Raw genomic sequence first — 17542 nt, 5'->3', positions numbered from 1 at the left:
CTCGTTGCAAAAGCGGTATATTCCGATTTATTGCGGACTGATATTCGACTAAGACGATGATATCGGCGCCGAAACGGTGTATAATGAATCGATTACCGAATGACACATCATCAATCGGATCGCACCGTATAGCTTGTGCCGCCCGGAGCGCGTTCGATAACGCATTTTTAAAAATTTCCCGTGAAACGAAGGGGGAAATAGGGGTGTTTTAGAAAGCAAAAAAAGAGTTGACAGCGGAGCCGGCTTGTGCTATATTGAAAAAGAATTACAGTTGTATCAACTGTTAACTACGGCTGTCATAAAAAGACCGTCGGTCCGGCAGCCGATGCAAAAATGGAGGTTTTTTGTATGAAAAAGATTTTAGGTGTTGTGCTTGCATCCGCACTCGTCGCGGGCGCATTCGCACAAGTTACGACCGGAGTCGAATTCAGAACGGGGATTATCGCCGCGGATTGGACGTTCAAAAAGGATACGGATCCGGATGCGGCATACTTTGCGCAGGATAACCTTGACGATACGCACATCGGCGTTACCGCTGCGGGAAAGAATGCCGGCGTTACGGCGGAAGTCACGTTTGATCTGAACGAAGCATTGATCTTTAACGCGAAAGATAATAATTGGGATAGAAACGGCGATGGTGTCATTGACGAAAAAGATAATCTTATCCTTTCGAAAAAACCCTTGCTCGCTGCCGGTGATGTATTGGGATGGTTCAATATCGGCGGACTCAAATTTACCGCAGGTAAATTTGCCAGCCGCTCAACGAACGCGATGGGTCTGCGCATGCGCCAGTCTGTAGGCAAAATCGTTAGCATTTCATTCGTCGAAGCGTACAAATTCGGTACGGCGATTAAAGACAATGTCGGCGTCGATGCGAACAATATGACGCACGGTACGAACCTTGCCGCGATCGGCGATTATACGTTCCCGATCGGAGATGCGAAGCTTCTCGTAAAAGCCGCCATTTTCGATTCCGATCCCGGTTTCCCGCACCTCAAGAGCGGTTACGGCTTTGAAGCCGCATACCAGTCCAAGCTCTTTACGATCATCGCTGATGTAAAAGTGCCGAAAGCATACACTGCAGTAACCGGTGTATATTTCCGCATGATGCCGATCAATATGCTCGACTTCGCCGTCGGCGGTACGCTCGCATTCGATAACAGCGGCGCAACCGACAATACGACGATCGGTCTCGACGCGCGTGTACGCATTTTGCCGCTCGATGCGCTTTCTTTCACCGTTATGGGTAACTACTCTCTTGAAACAGCTAAACAAGGCGACAATAAAGCATATACCGACGGTAAATACATCGCGCTCAACGCAAGCTATATGTTGAACGATATGTTTACGCTCTTCGGTGAACTCGGATATTTCGATGAGAATACAAAGGCATACAAGGAAAAGGATAACATTAAATTCCAAGTCGGTACGACCATCAACCCGGTTGAAAACGTAACCGTTTCCGGTGCCGTACAGGCTGCGATTCCGATCTACAGCGATACGCCTGCAAAAGGTACTCCTGTATTCGGACTTTCGATCCCTGTCGCTATGAAGATCGCTTTCTAAGCTGAACTTTATTTGACAACCGACCCGTGCGCTCTGTACGGGTAGGGCAAAAATCCCGCAGCATACGTTGCGGGATTTTTTTATAGCGGGGAGAATGCGCGTGACGAGCGGGCAAACGTGTACGCGGCAGTTGCCGGAATGCGGGGGCGGTGTGGGGCATGCGTTTGAGAAAAAGCGGGGAGTAGGGGTGAACTGTGGACTTGAGCAAGCGAGGTGTGCGCCCCGCGTTTTGCGGAAAGCGCGGCCTTACAGTTGTTCGACTTCCGACTCGGTAAGGCCTGTAGCTTGTGCGATAATACCGATGGAAACTCCAAGCCGTTTGAGATTGGCCGCATCTTGCAGCGCCTTTTGATATGAGCCATCGGAAAAGCCTTCCAGTTTTCCCTGTGCGATACCCAGCGAAAAACCTTTCGCTTCGCCTTGTGCGATACCTTCCTGCAGTGCGATTTCCCGTTCTTCTTCCCGCTGTACAGCTATGTCCACGTCATAATCGTATTCGGCTATAAGCATATTCATCACCTCCCGCGATTTTCGCTGTAAGTATTCCCGTAAGATGTCGTTTTGTATACACTCTTTGATCGCGTTCTGAAAGCCGTTTTCAGGATCGAGCTTCGTGTGTCTTCGTACGGCGTCTACGAACAGCGTGTACTCTTTCAGCGGCTTACACGTATGTAAGATTTTACTGCCCCTATTATAATTGATATTCGTCACGCTGACAACGAGTTCGAGGCAAGGTTTTTCGGGTATCGTCATAAAGGCGTCGGAAAGACGGAGGGTTGTGTTTTCGGGGTAATCTTCTTCTCCGTTATAGAACACGTAGAACTCCGGCGTAGGGATCTTCTTCAGACGTCTCAGATAGCGGTCGCGCGGGTTTTGGATGCGTTCGTAAAGCCGCGCCGCATATTGTAAAAAGCGCAACGGCATATTGGCATTGATTGTCGATTGGTGTTCGACCAACACGATGATTTTACCGTCGATGAGGCAGGCGACGTCATTGCGGAAAGCCATGTACATGACCTGTTCGAGACGGAGCGCATTTGATTCTTTCATCGAGAACAATAGGACTTGTAAGAATGTTGCCGATTTTATAAAATCCGATAAGTAAAATCGAAAACGGGAGATCAGCTATGAAAACGAAATTAATCGGTACTGTGATTTTTGCGGCGGCAGTGTTCTTTTTGCTTAGCTGTACGGGCTGTGAACTTTTACATATCGTCGACGGAAACGGGAATATTGCAACGAAAAGTTTTGATCTGAAAAATTTTACTGCAATTTCCTGTTCGGGCAGCTGGACGGTAAACGTCGAACAGGGCGACACCTTTGCTGTAAAAGTTACATCGGATGAAAATTTATTTCCGTTTTTTGACATATATGTTTCATCCGGAATACTGCATATCAAAGTAAAAAGCACATACAACTTGAAAAGCACCAAACAAGAAGTTTCCGTTACTCTGCCGGACTTGAAGGGATTGTACGTTTCGGGTTCCGCCAAAGTGTTTATGCCGAAATGCAACACGAAAGGAATGGACTTGATGCTGAGCGTTTCCGGCTCGGGGAAAATCAAAGTCGAAAATCTTACCGTAGAAAAAACAGAGCTGAAAATAGCGGGTTCGGGAACCGTTTCGGTGTCGGGCAAAGCGGAGAATATAAACGCTTTTATCTCCGGCTCCGGCAAAATGAAAGCCGCCGAATTGGAAGCAAACGATGTCTCGGTCGATATTTCGGGATCGGGTTCTGCGGAAGTTTGGGCAAAGAACACGTTAAACGGAGTCGTAAGCGGCTCGGGTATAATTTATTATAAAGGCAGCCCGCGTATAACATTACGTAGTTCAGGCAGCGGGAAGATAAGGCCTCTCTAAAAAAGACCGGTACATCGTCTTTCAGTCGGATTATCTTCGGCATTTCGGCGGCCGCTGTTTATAAACTTGAACGCTGTCCGCCGCAGCAAAGCGGACGCCGTAACCGCTTGCAGCGCTAATCGGTGACGCTCGCACTCTGCAGCATCGAAGCGAATTCAGTGTTTTGTTTCCTGTTCGGCAGCGCCCGATTTCTGCAGTAACTTCCGCAGTATCGGCTCGGCGTGCAGTGCATCGGTGAGCGCTTTCGCTTCTCCGCTTGCGCGGGATTTCGCTTGAGCGGCGGCAGCATTCGCTTTTTCTTTTGTGCGGCTGTCCGCTTCCCGTTTGACGGCGCGGATCAAAATATTTTTCGGCGTGTGTTCGAGCGCGATGAATTCGAGGAGCTTGACGTCGTATCCCGCTTTTTCGAGGTATTCCGCGCGGAGCGCATCGGTTGCAAGAGCGGTAAAGCGCTCTTTGATGATACCGTATTTTAAAAGCGGAGCGAACGCGGCGTCTGCGGTATTTTTATCGAGCGCGGCGTTCAGTTCGTGCTGACAGCAGGGTACGCTTAAAATCGCTTTGCAGCCGCAGTTTACGGCATAGGCGAGCGCGTAATCGGTCGCCGTATCGCATGCGTGCAGCGTGATGATGATGTCGGCTTTATCTCCGTCCGCATAAGAGGCGATGTCGCCTGCGGCAAAGTCGAGCCCTTCCGCTCCGAGCGCCGCCGCCGTTTTATTGCAATAAGCGACGACGTCTTTTTTCAAATCAAGTCCCGTAATGAGCGCGTCGATTTTTTTTATCTCTTTGAGATAATAGTGAAGCGCAAAGGTGAGGTACGATTTTCCCGAACCGAAGTCGATGATTCGGAGGGGGCGCGAAGTGCCTGCCGCGCGCATAACCGAGGGAATGATATCGTCTATGAATTCGAGAAAGCGGTTTATTTGCCTGAACTTATCGTACTTCGACGCGATGACTTTTCCTTCGGCCGTCATCACTCCGAGAAGTACGAAAAACGGCGCGGGCTTTCCTTCGGGGATGAGGTAATTTTTTGTATGGTTGTGTCCTCTCGCACTCGATTGACCGGCGCAGGAATTTTTGCACCCCGCGCCGCCGCATTCCGTATCACCGCAGTTCGAGCCGAATTGCCGGCGAGTTCCGTTTTCGATCGACTTTCGGAGTGTCGTCGTTTTTCCGTTTTTATTTCCGAGTATCGTGATGATTTCGGTTTCCGTGCGCTCGACGCAGTTTTTAAACGTCGTGCCCGCGTGCGCTTTCAAAAAATCGCCGAATTCTTCTTCCGTGTAATACTCCTGAAAAGCCTGCGTCACGGTAAATTTTTCCGCAAAATACGCTTTGCCCGAAGAAGCTGCGTGCCGCTTTATTTTTATGCGGGTGTACGGTCTGCCTAAAATCGCTTCGACGTTTTTTACCGGTTTTGAAAACGTTGCCGAAAGTATCATACTATCGAGTATACTATTTTCCGAAAAAATGATATAGTAAAGCGTATGGGTAAATGTCTCGTATTCGTAAATCAAAAAGGCGGCGTCGGCAAAACGACGTCGGTTATCAATATCGGCGCATATATGGCGCTCGCCGGCAAAAAAACGCTTCTCGTCGATTTCGATCCGCAAGGCAATATGTCCAGCGGCGTCGGAGTGTCGAAAGACAAGCCGACCGTTTACGAACTCATCGCCGGTCTCGCATCTCCCGCCGACGTCATCAAACACGCATCGGTAAAAAATCTCGATGCTCTCAGCGCTTCCATCGATTTGTCGGGAGCGGCGATAGAGCTCGTCGATCAAAGCGACCGCGAATTTTACCTCAAAAAATCGCTCGAAAACCTAAAGGACGAATACGATTACATTCTCATCGATTGTCCGCCGTCTCTCGGCATTTTGACGCTGAACGGTCTTGCCGCCGCGGACGCGGTGCTCGTTCCGATGCAGTGCGAATACTTTGCGCTCGAAGGCATTACGCTCCTGCTCCAGACGGTAAAAAAAGTGCAGCAGGGCATTAACAAAAATCTTGTGATCGGCGGTATATTTTTTACGATGTACGATTCGCGCACGCGTCTCGCACAGGATGTCGTAACGCAGGTAAAGTCGTATTTTAAAGATCTCGTTTTTTCTACGATCATCCCGCGCAACGTGCGCCTTTCCGAAGCGCCGTCCAGAGGCCAGCCGATCTGTGAATACGATCCGTCGTGCGTCGGCGCGGTCAGTTATAAAAAACTTGCGGAAGAGGTGATGCGCCGTGGCTAAAAAAGGCGGACTCGGATTGGGGCGGGGACTCGACGCGCTCATGAATACGGGCGGAGAAAGCGCTTCCGTCGATGCGGATGTCGTTTCCGTGTCGGATATCGCCGCCGGTGTGAAATTGCCCGAAGGTATAGAATCGGATGCGGACGGCGCGCTGTGGGCGGACGTCGCTCTATTGCAGCCGAATCCCCGTCAGCCCCGCAAAGAATTCGATCAGGCGTCGCTCGAAGAACTCGCTTCTTCGATCAAAGAGCACGGTGTCGTGCAGCCGATCATCGTCGAACCCGCAGGCGAAAAAAACTTTTTCATCATCGCCGGTGAGCGTCGCACGCGCGCGGCAAAACTTGCGGGGCTTCAAAAAGTTCCCGTGCAGATACGGCGCTACAACGATCAAAAAAAGCTCGAAATCGCGCTCATCGAAAATATACAGCGTACCGATTTGAATCCGATCGAAGAAGCGGCGGCGTATTACAATCTCATGCAGATGGGAGATCTGAGCCAGGACGAAGCGGCTCAGCGCGTGGGCAAAAAACGTTCCACCGTTGCAAATGCGCTTCGGCTTTTAAAGCTCCCCGACGATATGCAGGCTTCTCTCATCGAAGGAAAGCTCACGGCAGGTCACGCGCGTGCGCTGCTTTCGGTCGTAAACCCCGCAGACCAGCGCGTGCTTTTTAATAAAATTATCGCAGACGGTCTTTCCGTGCGCCAAGCCGAAGAAAGTGCCGCATCGTTCAACGGCGGGGGCAGAGCCGCGGACACGAAAAAAAAGCAAAAAAAGCGCGGAGCAAAAGATACCGATATCGCTGCAATCGAACAAAGATTTATCGAAAAGCTCGGTACAAAGTGCAAAATCAACGGGACGCTTGAAAAGGGTTCGATCGAAATCGATTATTTCAGCCGCGCCGATTTGGACAGACTGTACGCCGTCATCTCCGGAACATAATTTTCAGTTTTGCGTTCAGCGGTGCCGGAGACTGCGGTATCGAAACATACGCCTCTTTTTGTAACTGCATACGTGTGCATCTGTTTTTCTACGGATGATGCCGTGAAACATATTTTATTAATATCAATTTCGAGTTTTCTAAAACTCGAAATCTTCCATCCTGTCCGCAGATCAAGTGAATGGCGATTTTTGAAAACAAATAATATTGTGCGGAGACGAGGTTCCGGCCGCGTGCCGTTTCGAGCGTTAGGCTTACGGAAGCCTGCTTCAAAAGCTCGACTGCGGCTAAGCGGACGGGTTCTCGCCGAAAGCACATCTTTTATTATGTCTCAATTTCAAAAATCGACATTCATACTATTAATATCTTTATCGATTGCATCTGCAGCTGTTTTTGCACAAGGAGCGGCTATGTATAAGGACACGACGGTTCCGCTGAAAAATGTGACGCTGTATTCGTCGGGCGTCGCCTATTACGAACACGAAGGACAAGCATCGGGCGCTTCCCGCATCGGCTTATCGTTTACGCCGGAACAGATCAACGACGTTTTAAAATCGCTTATCGTTTCCGATTCGGCGGCAAAAAATATTTCGGTCGCCTATCAGTCGGAAGACGCGCTTCGGAAAATCCTTGAAAGCTTGAGCGTCAACCTGAGCGAAGTTTCGGATTTGGCCGATATATTGTACGCCCAGCGCGGCGCGGAGATCGAAGTTGCCACCGGAGAAAAGGCAGCCGAAAAACTCGCCGGAAAAATTTTGACGGTCGACAGACGCGAGCGCGAATCAGGCGGCGATACGCTTTCGCTTTTCACTTCCGACGGCGTTCACATCGTTCCGTTTAAAGAAATAAAATCGTTCCGCTTTACCGATCCGAAGCGCGGAGAAGATTTAAATACCGCACTTTCCGTTCTGCTTCGTTTCTCGTCCGCTTCGAAAAAAAATCTTTCGATTCTCATCGATGCTGCGGGAAAGCGCGACGTCCGCCTCGCATACGTTATGGAGTCTCCCGTGTGGAAGCCGACGTACCGCATCGACACGGGTTTCGGCACTGCGGAGTTTCAAGCGTGGGCTATCGTCGACAATTCGACCGACATCGACTGGAACGAGGTGCGCTTGACGCTGACGACCGGACGTCCCGTCGGTTTTAAGCAGGATCTGTATCCGCCGTATTTTACGTACCGTCCGACGCTGCCCCTCATGGCAGGTGCGGCAGCCGCTGCGGAAACCTACGATTCCGCGTACGGAGAAGCCGATGAAGCGTACATGGAAGCTTCGTCCCCACGCATGAAGATGTCCATGAACAAAGTCGCCGCCGAAGCGAAAATCGGTTCAAGTTACGATTACGGCGATTCGCTTCGGGACATCGTAAATCGGAACGTCGCGGCATCCGACACATCCGCCGAAATGTTTACGTTTACGCCGGTAAAACCCGTTACGATCGGCCGGCAGGAAAGCGTTATGATTCCGATTGCCGCGGTAAAACTGCCCGCCGAAAAGTTTTCCGTTTTTTCAAATATGCATCTCAGAGAAAACACGCACCCGAAATTCTGCGTCCGCATCGAAAATACGTCCGGCATGAAATTCCCGGCAGGTCCCGTTTCCGTTTCGTCAGAAGGCGCGTATGCGGGGGACGCCGTGCTCGAATTTTTGCCTGCGGGAGATACGCGCATCATCGGCTACGGTGACGATATGGAAGTGAACGGCAGCTTAACAAAAAAAACTTCGTCATCGATCGATACGGTGAAAATCGCGGGCGGGCTTTTGCACACCACGAAAAAACGTGTTTACGATTCGACGTATACGATAAAAAACTCCGCCGCAAAATCGCGGAAAGTCCTCATCGAACACCCGATCACGGGCAATGCCGCCCTCGTTGCGACGAAAGCGCTGCTTGAAAAAACGCCCGCCCTCTACCGCTTTACGCTTTCGGTCGATAAAAATTCAACCGGCACGCTCGCGGTAAGCGAAAGCGAAATCGTCGAAACTACTGCCGCTCTCATAAAGATGAGTGTAAACGATTTTATCGCCTGCTCAAGCGATGCCGATATGCCGAAAGAGGTGCGGAAAGCGTTTGAAAACATCGCGGCAAAAAAGGCAAAGCTCGACGAAGCGAAGAGCGCCTACGAAAAGCTTTCCGCCGACTGCAAAAATACCGGCGACGAGCAAAGGCGCGCGCGCGAAAACCTCGAAGCGACGGGCTCTTCGACTGCGCAGGGCAAACAATTCCTCGACAAACTGATGCGCCTCGAAAGCGAACTCGATTCGCTTAAAACGAAGACGGAAGCCGCCCGCGCAAATCTCGACAAAGCCGAAAAAGATTTTTCCGATTATCTGAAAACGGTAAAGGCCGGCTGAACGGGCGCAGATACCGTCGGCAAGCTCGTGTACTGCTGAGCTAAAGAGAAAACGCACTATCGCATTTTTTTACTCGCTATCATAAAATGATAGTATTTCCTCGCTATAGTATAATCATTACGCGATGACGAGGAGAAGAAAAAATGACTGATTTGTTTCAATGCTGCAATTTTTTAAAGGATTTTATAATGGAATTGTTTAAAAGGTATAATTTCCTTATTAAGAAAATACGATCCTAATCGAAAGATGGATGGAACTTATTGGTTTATGAAAATAGACTTAAAATATATCATTCCGAACGATATAACAGTCAAGTCGAAAATTTACCCGGAGATATCGGAAATTTGCAAAATAAAACTCTTACAAACTTGACAAACGCTTTTTTTGAAATATAATAAAAAGATATACCATAAGTGGAGTTATTATATGAGTGTAAGTATTACCATTAAGGATGCGGTAAAAATTTTTGACGGTAAAACGATAATCGACAAATTGAATGTCGGTGTCCATGCAGGAGAATTTTTTACGCTGCTCGGCCCGTCGGGCTGCGGCAAAACGACGCTGTTGCGCATGATCGCCGGTTTTAATTCCATCGAAGGCGGCGATTTCTATTTTAACGATAAGCGCATAAACGATTTGGATCCTTCGAAGCGGAATATCGGTATGGTGTTCCAAAACTATGCGATCTTTCCGCATTTGACGGTCAGAAAAAACGTCGAATTCGGTTTGCAAAATAAAAAATTGACAAGGACGGAAATACACAACCAAGCGGAAAAGTTTTTAAAATTGATGCAGATCGATCAGTTCGCGGAACGGATGCCGAGCCAGCTTTCCGGCGGTCAGCAGCAGCGCGTCGCGATCGCGCGTGCACTCTGCATCGAACCGAGCGTCTTGCTGATGGACGAACCGCTTTCCAATCTCGACGCAAAACTCCGCGTTGAAATGCGTTCGGTTATCCGCGAAATGCAGAAAAAAATCGGCATTACGACGATCTACGTTACACACGATCAGGAAGAAGCGATGGCGGTTTCCGACAGGATCGCCGTTTTGAACGGCGGCGTTATCCAGCATATCGGAACGCCGAAAGCGATCTATCAGCGTCCCGTCAATATGTTCGTCGCTTCGTTTATCGGCAGAAGCAATTTAATAAACGGTAAACTCACCGTTCGCGGCGGCTCGTGCTTTTTGTCGATATTCGATTACGAAGTCGAAGTGAAAAACGTGCAGGATCGGTATAAGCACGATCAGGATGTCGTCGTCTCCATACGGCCGGAAGAATTCCTTATGCGGAAGCATGGCGAAGACGGGATATCCGCAAAGATCTTCGACTGCATTTTCCTCGTTTTGAGCACGCACTTTGTCATCACACTGCCGGACGGCATGGAAATCGAAACGATTCAAATTTCGGCGCTCGACGATTTATTAAAAAAAGACAGCGATATAAAGCTCGGTCTCGATATCGATAAGATCAATATTTTTACCGCCGACGGAGAACACAATATTTTGTCCGGCGTAAAAGACGACAATGCGGACACGGAGAGCATACATGCTGCACAATAAACGAAAAGTCGATGTTTGGACATTTGTGTCTCTCGTCATCATGGCGGCGTTTATATTGACGCTGCTCTATCCGATGATAAAGATCTTCAGGCTGGCGGTGCTCGACGAAAGCGGACGCTTTACGTTGCAGAACTTTGCGACGTTTTTTTCGAAGCCGTACTACAGTCGTACGATATTAAACAGTTTCGAGCTCGCCGTTTTAATTACGCTGTGCTCACTCCTCATCGGTATTCCGTTTTCGTACTTTTATTCGTTTTACGTATTAAAAGGCGCGAAAACGATTTTCATTTTGAGTATTTTGTGCTGTATGTCGGCTCCCTTTATCGGCGCGTACGCGTGGATTCTGCTGCTCGGCAGGTCGGGCGTGCTCACCGTTTTTTTGGAAAACACGCTGCACATAAAAATGTTCGGCAGCATCTACGGTATGGGCGGCATCGTCCTCGTCGAAACGCTTAAACTGTTTCCGCTCGTGTTTATCTATATGAACGGCGCGTTTAAAAACATCGATAACAGTCTGCTCGAAGCGTCCGCAAACCTCGGCTGCGTCGGCGTAAACCGCCTGCTCAAAATCATCCTGCGGCTTTGTATGCCGACGATTCTCGCGGCATCGCTGCTCGTGTTTATGCGATCGTTCGCGGATTTCGGAACGCCGCTTTTACTCGGCGAAGGATTCCGGACGTTCCCGGTGGAGATCTACAATCAATACCTCGGCGAAAACGGTACCGATTTTCATTTTGCGGCGACGATCAGCGTCATCGCAATTGTCATCACGGCGCTCGTGTTTGCATTGCAAAAGTGGGGCACGAATAAATTCAAATTTTCGATCAACGCGCTGCACCCCGTACAAAAGAAAAATCCCGGATTGGTCGGCGGTATTTTGATGAACGCATATTGCTACCTCATCATTGCGTTTTCGTTTTTGCCGCAGCTCTATGTCATCTATCTGTCGTTTAAAAAATGCGATATGGCTGTGTTCAAAGCTGGCTTTTCGTTCGACAGCTACCGTGCTGCGGCCAGACGGCTCTTGTTCCGTTCGTTTTCCAATTCTCTGCTCATAAGCGGCCTCGCGCTGCTCGTCATTATTTTGCTTTCGATCTTTATCGCGTACCTCGTCGTGCGCCGTTCCAATCTCTGGAACAATTTGATCGATTCCATTTCGATGATCCCGTATATTATTCCCGGTTCGGTTATCGGCATTGCGCTCGTCATCGCGTTCAGCAATAAACCTCTGGCGCTGACGGGGACGATGCTCATCATGATCATTTCGTTCGTCATACGACGTATGCCGTATACGATACGTTCGGCGACGGCAAATCTTATTCAAATCCCGATGAGCATCGAAGAAGCGTCTATCAGTCTCGGCACGTCAAAGCTGAAAACCTTCCGCGCCGTCACCGTACCGATGATGACGAACGGCATTTTGTCGGGTGCGATTTTGAGCTGGGTTTCGCTCGTAACGGAACTGTCGAGCTCCATCATCCTGTACAACAACAGCACGATCACGCTGACGATGTCCGCATACGTTTCTATCGCGATGGGAAATTACGGGATGGCGTGTGCATTTTCGTCCATCTTGACGGTTTTGACGTTCGTATCGCTGCTCGTCTACCTGAAAGTGAGCAGCGCAGAGGATATACAGGTATAAAAAACATTGTACTTTTGAGGTTCTCAAATTAGTTTTCAAATTTACAAAATATGGAGGTATTTATGAAAACGAAATCGATAATTTTTGCCGCGTTGTTGGCGAGTTTGTGTCTTCCGGTTTTTTCTCTCGGAGAATCCGACAAAAAGAACAACAGGATCGTTTTGTATTCTTCGATGACTGAAAACGATATCGGCAATTTAACGAAATTATTCGAAGCGAAAAATCCGGGAATGACGATCGAAGTCGTCAACGGTTCTGCCGGCGAATTGACGGCGCGGATCCGCGCAGAAAAAAACAATCCGCAGGGCGACGTCATGTGGGGCGGTCTTTCGAACAGTGACGGCAAAATCAATGCCGATCTCTTCGAACCGTTTTTGACGAAGTATGAACCGGAGATCATGGCCGACTACCGATCGAACAACGGTTTTTACAATCTCGATCACCTTTCGACCGTCGTGTTCTGCGTCAACACCGATTTGGAAAAGCAGCTCGGTTTGAACATCAAAGGTTATCCCGATTTGCTCGATCCGAAATTAAAAGGCAAAATCGTTTTTTCGGATCCCAATTCGTCGTCCGCCGCGTGGAACAATGTATGCAATATCATGTCCGTGTACGGGAACGACAGCCCGAAGGCATGGGATTACATCGAAAAACTTATTAAAAACGGTCTCGTCGTTTCGACGTCGTCTTCCGTATGTTTCAAAAGCGTACAGACGGGTGAATATGTCGTCGGATTGACGTATGAAGACGGTGCTTCGACGCTGCTGAAATCCGGTGCAACGAATATCAGAATGGTGTATCCGGCCGAAGGGACGTCCGCATCGGCGTTCGGCTGCGCGATGATTAAAGGCTGCAAAAATCCCGAAGGCGCAAAAATGCTCATAGAATTTTTGATGAGCCCGGAAGGCGAAACGGAACTCGGCAACGCGCTGCAGACGCTGCGCTTGACGAATACGAAAGCGACGTATACGTCGAAGTATCTCCCCGCGAGCAAAGACGTGAAATGGGTGAGCCGCGATATCGATTGGCTGATTGCGAATAAAAAAGCGGTGCTCGAACGGTGGAACGCGATTTACACGTCGAATCATAAATAAGGAAGACGCTGCGAAAAGCGTTTTACATGAGGAGGGGCTGCCCAAAAACTTCAGTTTTTGGGCAGCCCTTTTTTTCGCTTTCATTTGCCACGAACGTGAAAATAGTATATGCTTGCATCTATGCGACAGGCGGTACAAAAAATTGTTAAAGAGCGCATCGGCGGCATCGGTACGACTTTTCGACGAATAGCGCTCATTCTCATTGCGGCCGTTATCTCGGCGTTAAATATGAAAACCTTTATCCGTGCGGGCGATCGCTTCCCCGGCGGTTTTACCGGATTGACGCTGCTCATTCAGCATGTCGCACGGACGTATTTTTCGTTTGAGCTTCCGTACAGTCCCGTCATGCTTGTCATGAACGTCATCCCTATCGTCATCGGTTTTAAATACATCGGCAGACGTTTTACGCTGTACACCTGTCTCATGGTTGTCACCTCTTCCGTACTCGTCGACCTCTTTCCCGATTTTGCGATCATCGACGACGTGCTGCTGTCAGCCGTTTTCGGCGGTATCATTGCGGCGTTTTGCGGATACCTGTGCCTTTGTGCCGGTGCGTCGGGCGGCGGTACCGAAATCATCGCGATTTTCATTTCCGAAAAATACGGCAGAGACGCGTGGAACTATATGCTCGTCTTTAACGCTGCGATCCTTTTGGTCGCCGGCGCGATCTTCGGTTGGGAGCGCGCGCTCTATTCGATTTTTTTCCAATTTTCCGCGACCCAGCTGCTCAATTCCATATACAAGCGTTATCAAAAGACGACGCTCTTTGTCATTACGAACCGTCCCGCCGACGTATACAGGACGATTCACGAAATAACGAACCACGATGCGACGGTCTTTAAAGGCAAGGGCTGCTATCACGGAGCGGAACGCGATTTGGTGTATTCGGTTGTCGCTGCGGATGAAGTGCAAAAAGTTGCGCGGGAGATAAAAGAAGCCGACCCTCTCGCATTTATCAATATCTTCCATTCGAAGCGGATACTCGGTCAATTTTATCTGCGCCCGAAAGATTAAATTAATAATACGCTATCGTAAAGCCGCCCGTCTTCGTAAAACCGAGCGCCGAATAGGCTTTTTGCGCGGCTTCGTTTCCGTTCCGTGCGTAGAGCACCGGCAGCCGATTCGATGCGACGATTTTTTCGGCGAGCGTTTCGACGAGGAGCGATGCGCATCCCTTTCTTCTGAAATCGGGAGCAGTGTACACTCCGCCTATCTGCGCCCAGCGGATACCGACAGCATTCGTGTTCGCTTTTGCGGCCGGCTCGCCGCGGGCGTTTTGCAGCGCGACGACATATTCGGTTTTTAAAATGCGTTCGAGATTTTTTCGGGTGACGGCGGGATTTTGCGTCCTGCACGGCGGCAGCACTTCTTCGGCTTCGTATGCGAGCTGCAGCGGCATGAGCGCATCGGCATCCCGTATACCGCATCGGACTATTTTAAATTTTTCACAACACGCTTTTTCACCGGTTGCCGCCGCATTTTCCGAAATCGGATTTGCCGCAGCGCACTCCGTACGCATACCGCACATTTGCGGCTCTTCCGGTACCGCCGCATGCCGTTTGTCTTTTGCTTGGATTTTTTTTAACGCCGCTTCGGAAAGCGTCATCAATGCGTATTCGTTTACGTGCAGCGGCATTCGGCCGAGTTCCGCAAGGATTTTCATGATAAAGTGCGATGCGTCCGCTTCTCCGTTTACGCATGAGATTTTTTTATCCGACAAAAAAGCTTTGAGGGAGGTACAAAATGCTGCAGCGTTTTGCAAAGAAACGGCATTCGGAATACACAGGAGCATTCTGCTTTTGACGCTTATGACGCCGAGCGTTTCGCGCGCATCGCTTTCGACTGTAAAGCTGTCGCCCCCTCCGAGCCGGATGTGTTCGACGAGCGATACGCAAAAGCGCTCGTACTTTGCGAGGAAGGCGAGCGTTTCCGCTTTCTTTTTTTCATCGACCGGAACAAAGCGCATGACGATACCTTCCGATTTTTTCGCATATCAATAAACGACGACTCTTGCAAATTATTAATTTCAATTTCGAGTTTCCTAAAACTCGACGTTCGACCTGTTAATTTCTGAAGCTGTGAATGGGCGGGGGAATGCGCCCGCCGCGCTCGATGAATTCTTTACAGCCGAACGCGTTTACCGCCATAACCGGTGCGCCGCCTAAGAGACCGCCGAATTCCGCCCAATCACCCGTCGTTTTTCCGGGAACGGGGATGACGCGCACTGCGGTCGTTTTGTTGTTGACCATGCCGATCGCCAGTTCATCCGCGATGATGCCGCTGATAGTCGACGCTTCCGTATCGCCGGGGATCGCTATCATATCGAGGCCGACCGAACACACCGTCGTCATCGCTTCGAGTTTTTCGAGCGTAATCGAGTGCTCTTTTACCGCGCGTATCATCCCCTCGTCTTCCGACACGGGAATAAAGGCGCCCGAAAGACCGCCGACTTTCGTACTCGCCATAACGCCGCCTTTTTTTACCATATCGGTGAGCATAGCGAGAGCTGCCGTCGTACCGGGAGCGCCCGCACTTTCAAGGCCGCATTCTTCGAGGATGCGCGCGACCGAATCTCCAACGGCGGGAGTCGGCGCAAGCGACAGGTCGAGGATGCCGAATTCGACGCCGAGACGATGCGCCGCTTCCGTTCCGACAAGCTGTCCCATGCGCGAAACTTTGAACGCCGTTTTTTTGATGCCGTCGGCAAGTTCGTCGATCGGCTTTCCTTTGTATTCTTTTGCGGCGGCGAGAATGACGCCCGGTCCGGAAACGCCGACGCTCAGCACCGCGTCTCCTTCTCCCGGCCCGTGAAAAGCGCCCGCCATAAACGGATTGTCTTCCGGCGCGTTGCAGAACACGACGAGCTTTGCGCAGCCGATGCCGTCTTTTTCTTTCGTGCGTTCCGCCGTTTTTTTGACGATTTGTCCCATGAGCTTTACGGCATCCATATTGATGCCGCTCTTCGTCGAACCGAGATTGACCGACGAACACACCCGTTCGGTACATGCAAGAGCCGCGGGAATCGAATCGATGAGGACGGCATCGCCCGCAGTGATGCCCTTTTGCACGAGAGCCGAAAAGCCGCCGGCAAAATCGACGTCGAGTTCCTTTGCGGCTTTGTCGAGCGTTTCCGCCCATGCGACGTAATTTTGTTCGCCGCTCGCTTCCGCAATCATCGCAATCGGCGTGACAGCAATACGTTTGTTAATGATAGGCACTCCGAATTCCGCTTCGATTTCGCGGCCGACTTTGACGAGGTTCCCCGCCCGCTTCATAATTTTATCGTAGATGCGGTTTCGGCATTTTTTGCCGTCGTCTGAAATGCAGTCCCGCAGCGAAATGCCCATCGTGATCGCGCGGATGTCGAGCTTTTGCCGCATAAACATATTGACAGTCTGTTCGATTTCGGTCGCTGAAAAAATCATAGAGCTATTTTAGCAGTTGGCGAAAATAAAGTAAATCGGAACACGCGCGCACGAACGGTACGATTTTCCTGTTCAGTGTTTCGTACGCTTTGCATACCCGCTTTTTACCGCACCGTAATGATAAAGTCTTTATTCGCTTTTTTAAAATCGTATGCGTATGTTTTTCCGCTGCGCGAAACGACGGCGAAACAGGCGTACGACGGAAGCGAATCTTCGAGCGGAGAATCGACCGTGTCCGTATCGCCGAAGTCTTTTAAAACGGCGACGCCCGCCTTTTGCCATATTCCGTTTTTATCGTTGAACGCGTACAGTGTGAACGAGATATTTTTATCGCTCGTCTCATTGACGAATTTGACGTTGTCTTTGAAAACGCCGGGAACGCTCCGTACGTCGACTGTCACCGCATCTTTTTTATAGCTTTCGTCGGCCGAGCCGTTCGGCGAATGGATTTTGATACGCAAGTCGTTGTGCTTTTTTTCCGCTTCGTATTCGTACACTCCGTTTCCGTCGGGAATGACGGCGACGTATTCGACTTTGCGTATTTTGTCTTCAAAATCGGAATCGATAGTATCGCCGTCGTAAAAGCCTTTGAGCAAAGCTTTGCCGTATAAATTCCACGATGCTTTTTTCGAATCGTAGATGTATACGCGGAACGAAATATTTTCGTCGTCCGACAAATTGATAAGCTTGATATTGTCTTTCATTTTGCCCGGAACGGCGGCGGACGAAACGGCGATGACGGATGCTTTCGGATCGTCGAAGGCCGGCGCATTTTGCTGTGCGAACGCTCCGCATGCGAGCGCCGCCGCAAGTCCCGCAATTATTAATTTTTTCATAAAAACCTCCCATAAAAAC

14 protein-coding genes are annotated in these 17542 nt (G+C 49.8%); 9 read left to right on the top strand and 5 right to left on the bottom strand.

Going from position 1 to position 17542, the window contains the following annotated elements:
- Window positions 1-348 precede the first annotated feature (348 nt).
- Window positions 349-1566 (top strand): hypothetical protein, encoded by a 1218-nt coding sequence (locus HMPREF0860_RS05050; protein WP_021495552.1) that lies wholly within the window; start codon window positions 349-351, stop codon window positions 1564-1566.
- A gap of 246 nt (window positions 1567-1812) precedes the next feature.
- Here HMPREF0860_RS05050 and HMPREF0860_RS05045 read toward each other — a convergent pair whose 3' ends face one another.
- The gene (locus HMPREF0860_RS05045) at window positions 1813-2616 is read right to left on the bottom strand and encodes an Rpn family recombination-promoting nuclease/putative transposase (protein ID WP_021330776.1); all 804 of its coding nucleotides are present in this window, start codon (window positions 2614-2616) and stop codon (window positions 1813-1815) included.
- Window positions 2617-2693: 77 nt separating this feature from the next.
- On the opposite strand from HMPREF0860_RS05045, the gene HMPREF0860_RS05040 reads away from it, so the two are divergent.
- Window positions 2694-3425 (top strand): head GIN domain-containing protein, encoded by a 732-nt coding sequence (locus tag HMPREF0860_RS05040; protein WP_021330743.1) that lies wholly within the window; start codon window positions 2694-2696, stop codon window positions 3423-3425.
- Window positions 3426-3580: 155 nt separating this feature from the next.
- On the opposite strand, the gene HMPREF0860_RS05035 is transcribed toward HMPREF0860_RS05040, so the two are convergent.
- Entirely contained in the window at window positions 3581-4870 is a 1290-nt protein-coding gene (locus HMPREF0860_RS05035) for a class I SAM-dependent methyltransferase (RefSeq protein ID WP_021330759.1), read from the bottom strand.
- Between the two features lie 45 nt (window positions 4871-4915).
- Between HMPREF0860_RS05035 and HMPREF0860_RS05030 the strand changes: the two genes are divergently transcribed.
- The 7 genes from HMPREF0860_RS05030 to HMPREF0860_RS05000 all read left to right on the top strand — a co-directional run bounded on the left by HMPREF0860_RS05030 (window position 4916) and on the right by HMPREF0860_RS05000 (window position 14276).
- Complete coding sequence (locus HMPREF0860_RS05030; protein ID WP_021330592.1) at window positions 4916-5671, top strand: ParA family protein; 756 nt, start codon at window positions 4916-4918, stop codon at window positions 5669-5671.
- Window positions 5664-6611 (top strand): ParB/RepB/Spo0J family partition protein, encoded by a 948-nt coding sequence (locus HMPREF0860_RS05025; RefSeq protein ID WP_021330628.1) that lies wholly within the window; start codon window positions 5664-5666, stop codon window positions 6609-6611. Before HMPREF0860_RS05030 ends, HMPREF0860_RS05025 begins: the two co-directional genes overlap by 8 nt.
- 408 nt (window positions 6612-7019) lie before the next feature.
- The gene (locus HMPREF0860_RS05020) at window positions 7020-8963 is read left to right on the top strand and encodes a DUF4139 domain-containing protein (protein WP_051169967.1); all 1944 of its coding nucleotides are present in this window, start codon (window positions 7020-7022) and stop codon (window positions 8961-8963) included.
- A gap of 426 nt (window positions 8964-9389) precedes the next feature.
- Window positions 9390-10523, top strand: coding sequence for an ABC transporter ATP-binding protein (locus HMPREF0860_RS05015; protein ID WP_021495555.1), 1134 nt, complete (start codon window positions 9390-9392; stop codon window positions 10521-10523).
- Window positions 10510-12168 (top strand): ABC transporter permease, encoded by a 1659-nt coding sequence (locus tag HMPREF0860_RS05010; protein WP_021330617.1) that lies wholly within the window; start codon window positions 10510-10512, stop codon window positions 12166-12168. The genes HMPREF0860_RS05015 and HMPREF0860_RS05010 overlap by 14 nt, the downstream gene beginning before the upstream one ends.
- Window positions 12169-12230: 62 nt before the next feature.
- Window positions 12231-13262, top strand: a complete 1032-nt coding sequence (locus HMPREF0860_RS05005; protein ID WP_021330816.1) for an extracellular solute-binding protein — start codon at window positions 12231-12233, stop codon at window positions 13260-13262.
- A 120-nt stretch (window positions 13263-13382) separates the two neighbouring features.
- Window positions 13383-14276 (top strand): YitT family protein, encoded by an 894-nt coding sequence (locus HMPREF0860_RS05000; RefSeq protein WP_244870189.1) that lies wholly within the window; start codon window positions 13383-13385, stop codon window positions 14274-14276.
- A 1-nt stretch (window position 14277) separates the two neighbouring features.
- Here the strand turns inward: HMPREF0860_RS05000 and HMPREF0860_RS13220 are convergent, their stop codons facing one another.
- The 3 genes from HMPREF0860_RS13220 to HMPREF0860_RS04985 all read right to left on the bottom strand — a co-directional run bounded on the left by HMPREF0860_RS13220 (window position 14278) and on the right by HMPREF0860_RS04985 (window position 17523).
- Complete coding sequence (locus tag HMPREF0860_RS13220; RefSeq protein ID WP_021330737.1) at window positions 14278-15228, bottom strand: GNAT family N-acetyltransferase; 951 nt, start codon at window positions 15226-15228, stop codon at window positions 14278-14280.
- A 97-nt stretch (window positions 15229-15325) separates the two neighbouring features.
- Window positions 15326-16687: a PFL family protein gene (locus tag HMPREF0860_RS04990; protein WP_021330815.1), complete on the bottom strand. Its 1362-nt coding sequence runs from the start codon at window positions 16685-16687 to the stop codon at window positions 15326-15328.
- 104 nt (window positions 16688-16791) lie between these two features.
- Window positions 16792-17523, bottom strand: coding sequence for a hypothetical protein (locus tag HMPREF0860_RS04985; protein ID WP_021330614.1), 732 nt, complete (start codon window positions 17521-17523; stop codon window positions 16792-16794).
- Window positions 17524-17542 lie beyond the last annotated feature (19 nt).

It is taken from the genome of Treponema socranskii subsp. socranskii VPI DR56BR1116 = ATCC 35536, assembly GCF_000468115.1.
Taxonomy (GTDB): domain Bacteria; phylum Spirochaetota; class Spirochaetia; order Treponematales; family Treponemataceae; genus Treponema_D; species Treponema_D socranskii.
The sequence above is the reverse complement of the archived record's forward strand: the minus strand, read 5'-3'. Positions and strand labels throughout refer to the sequence as shown.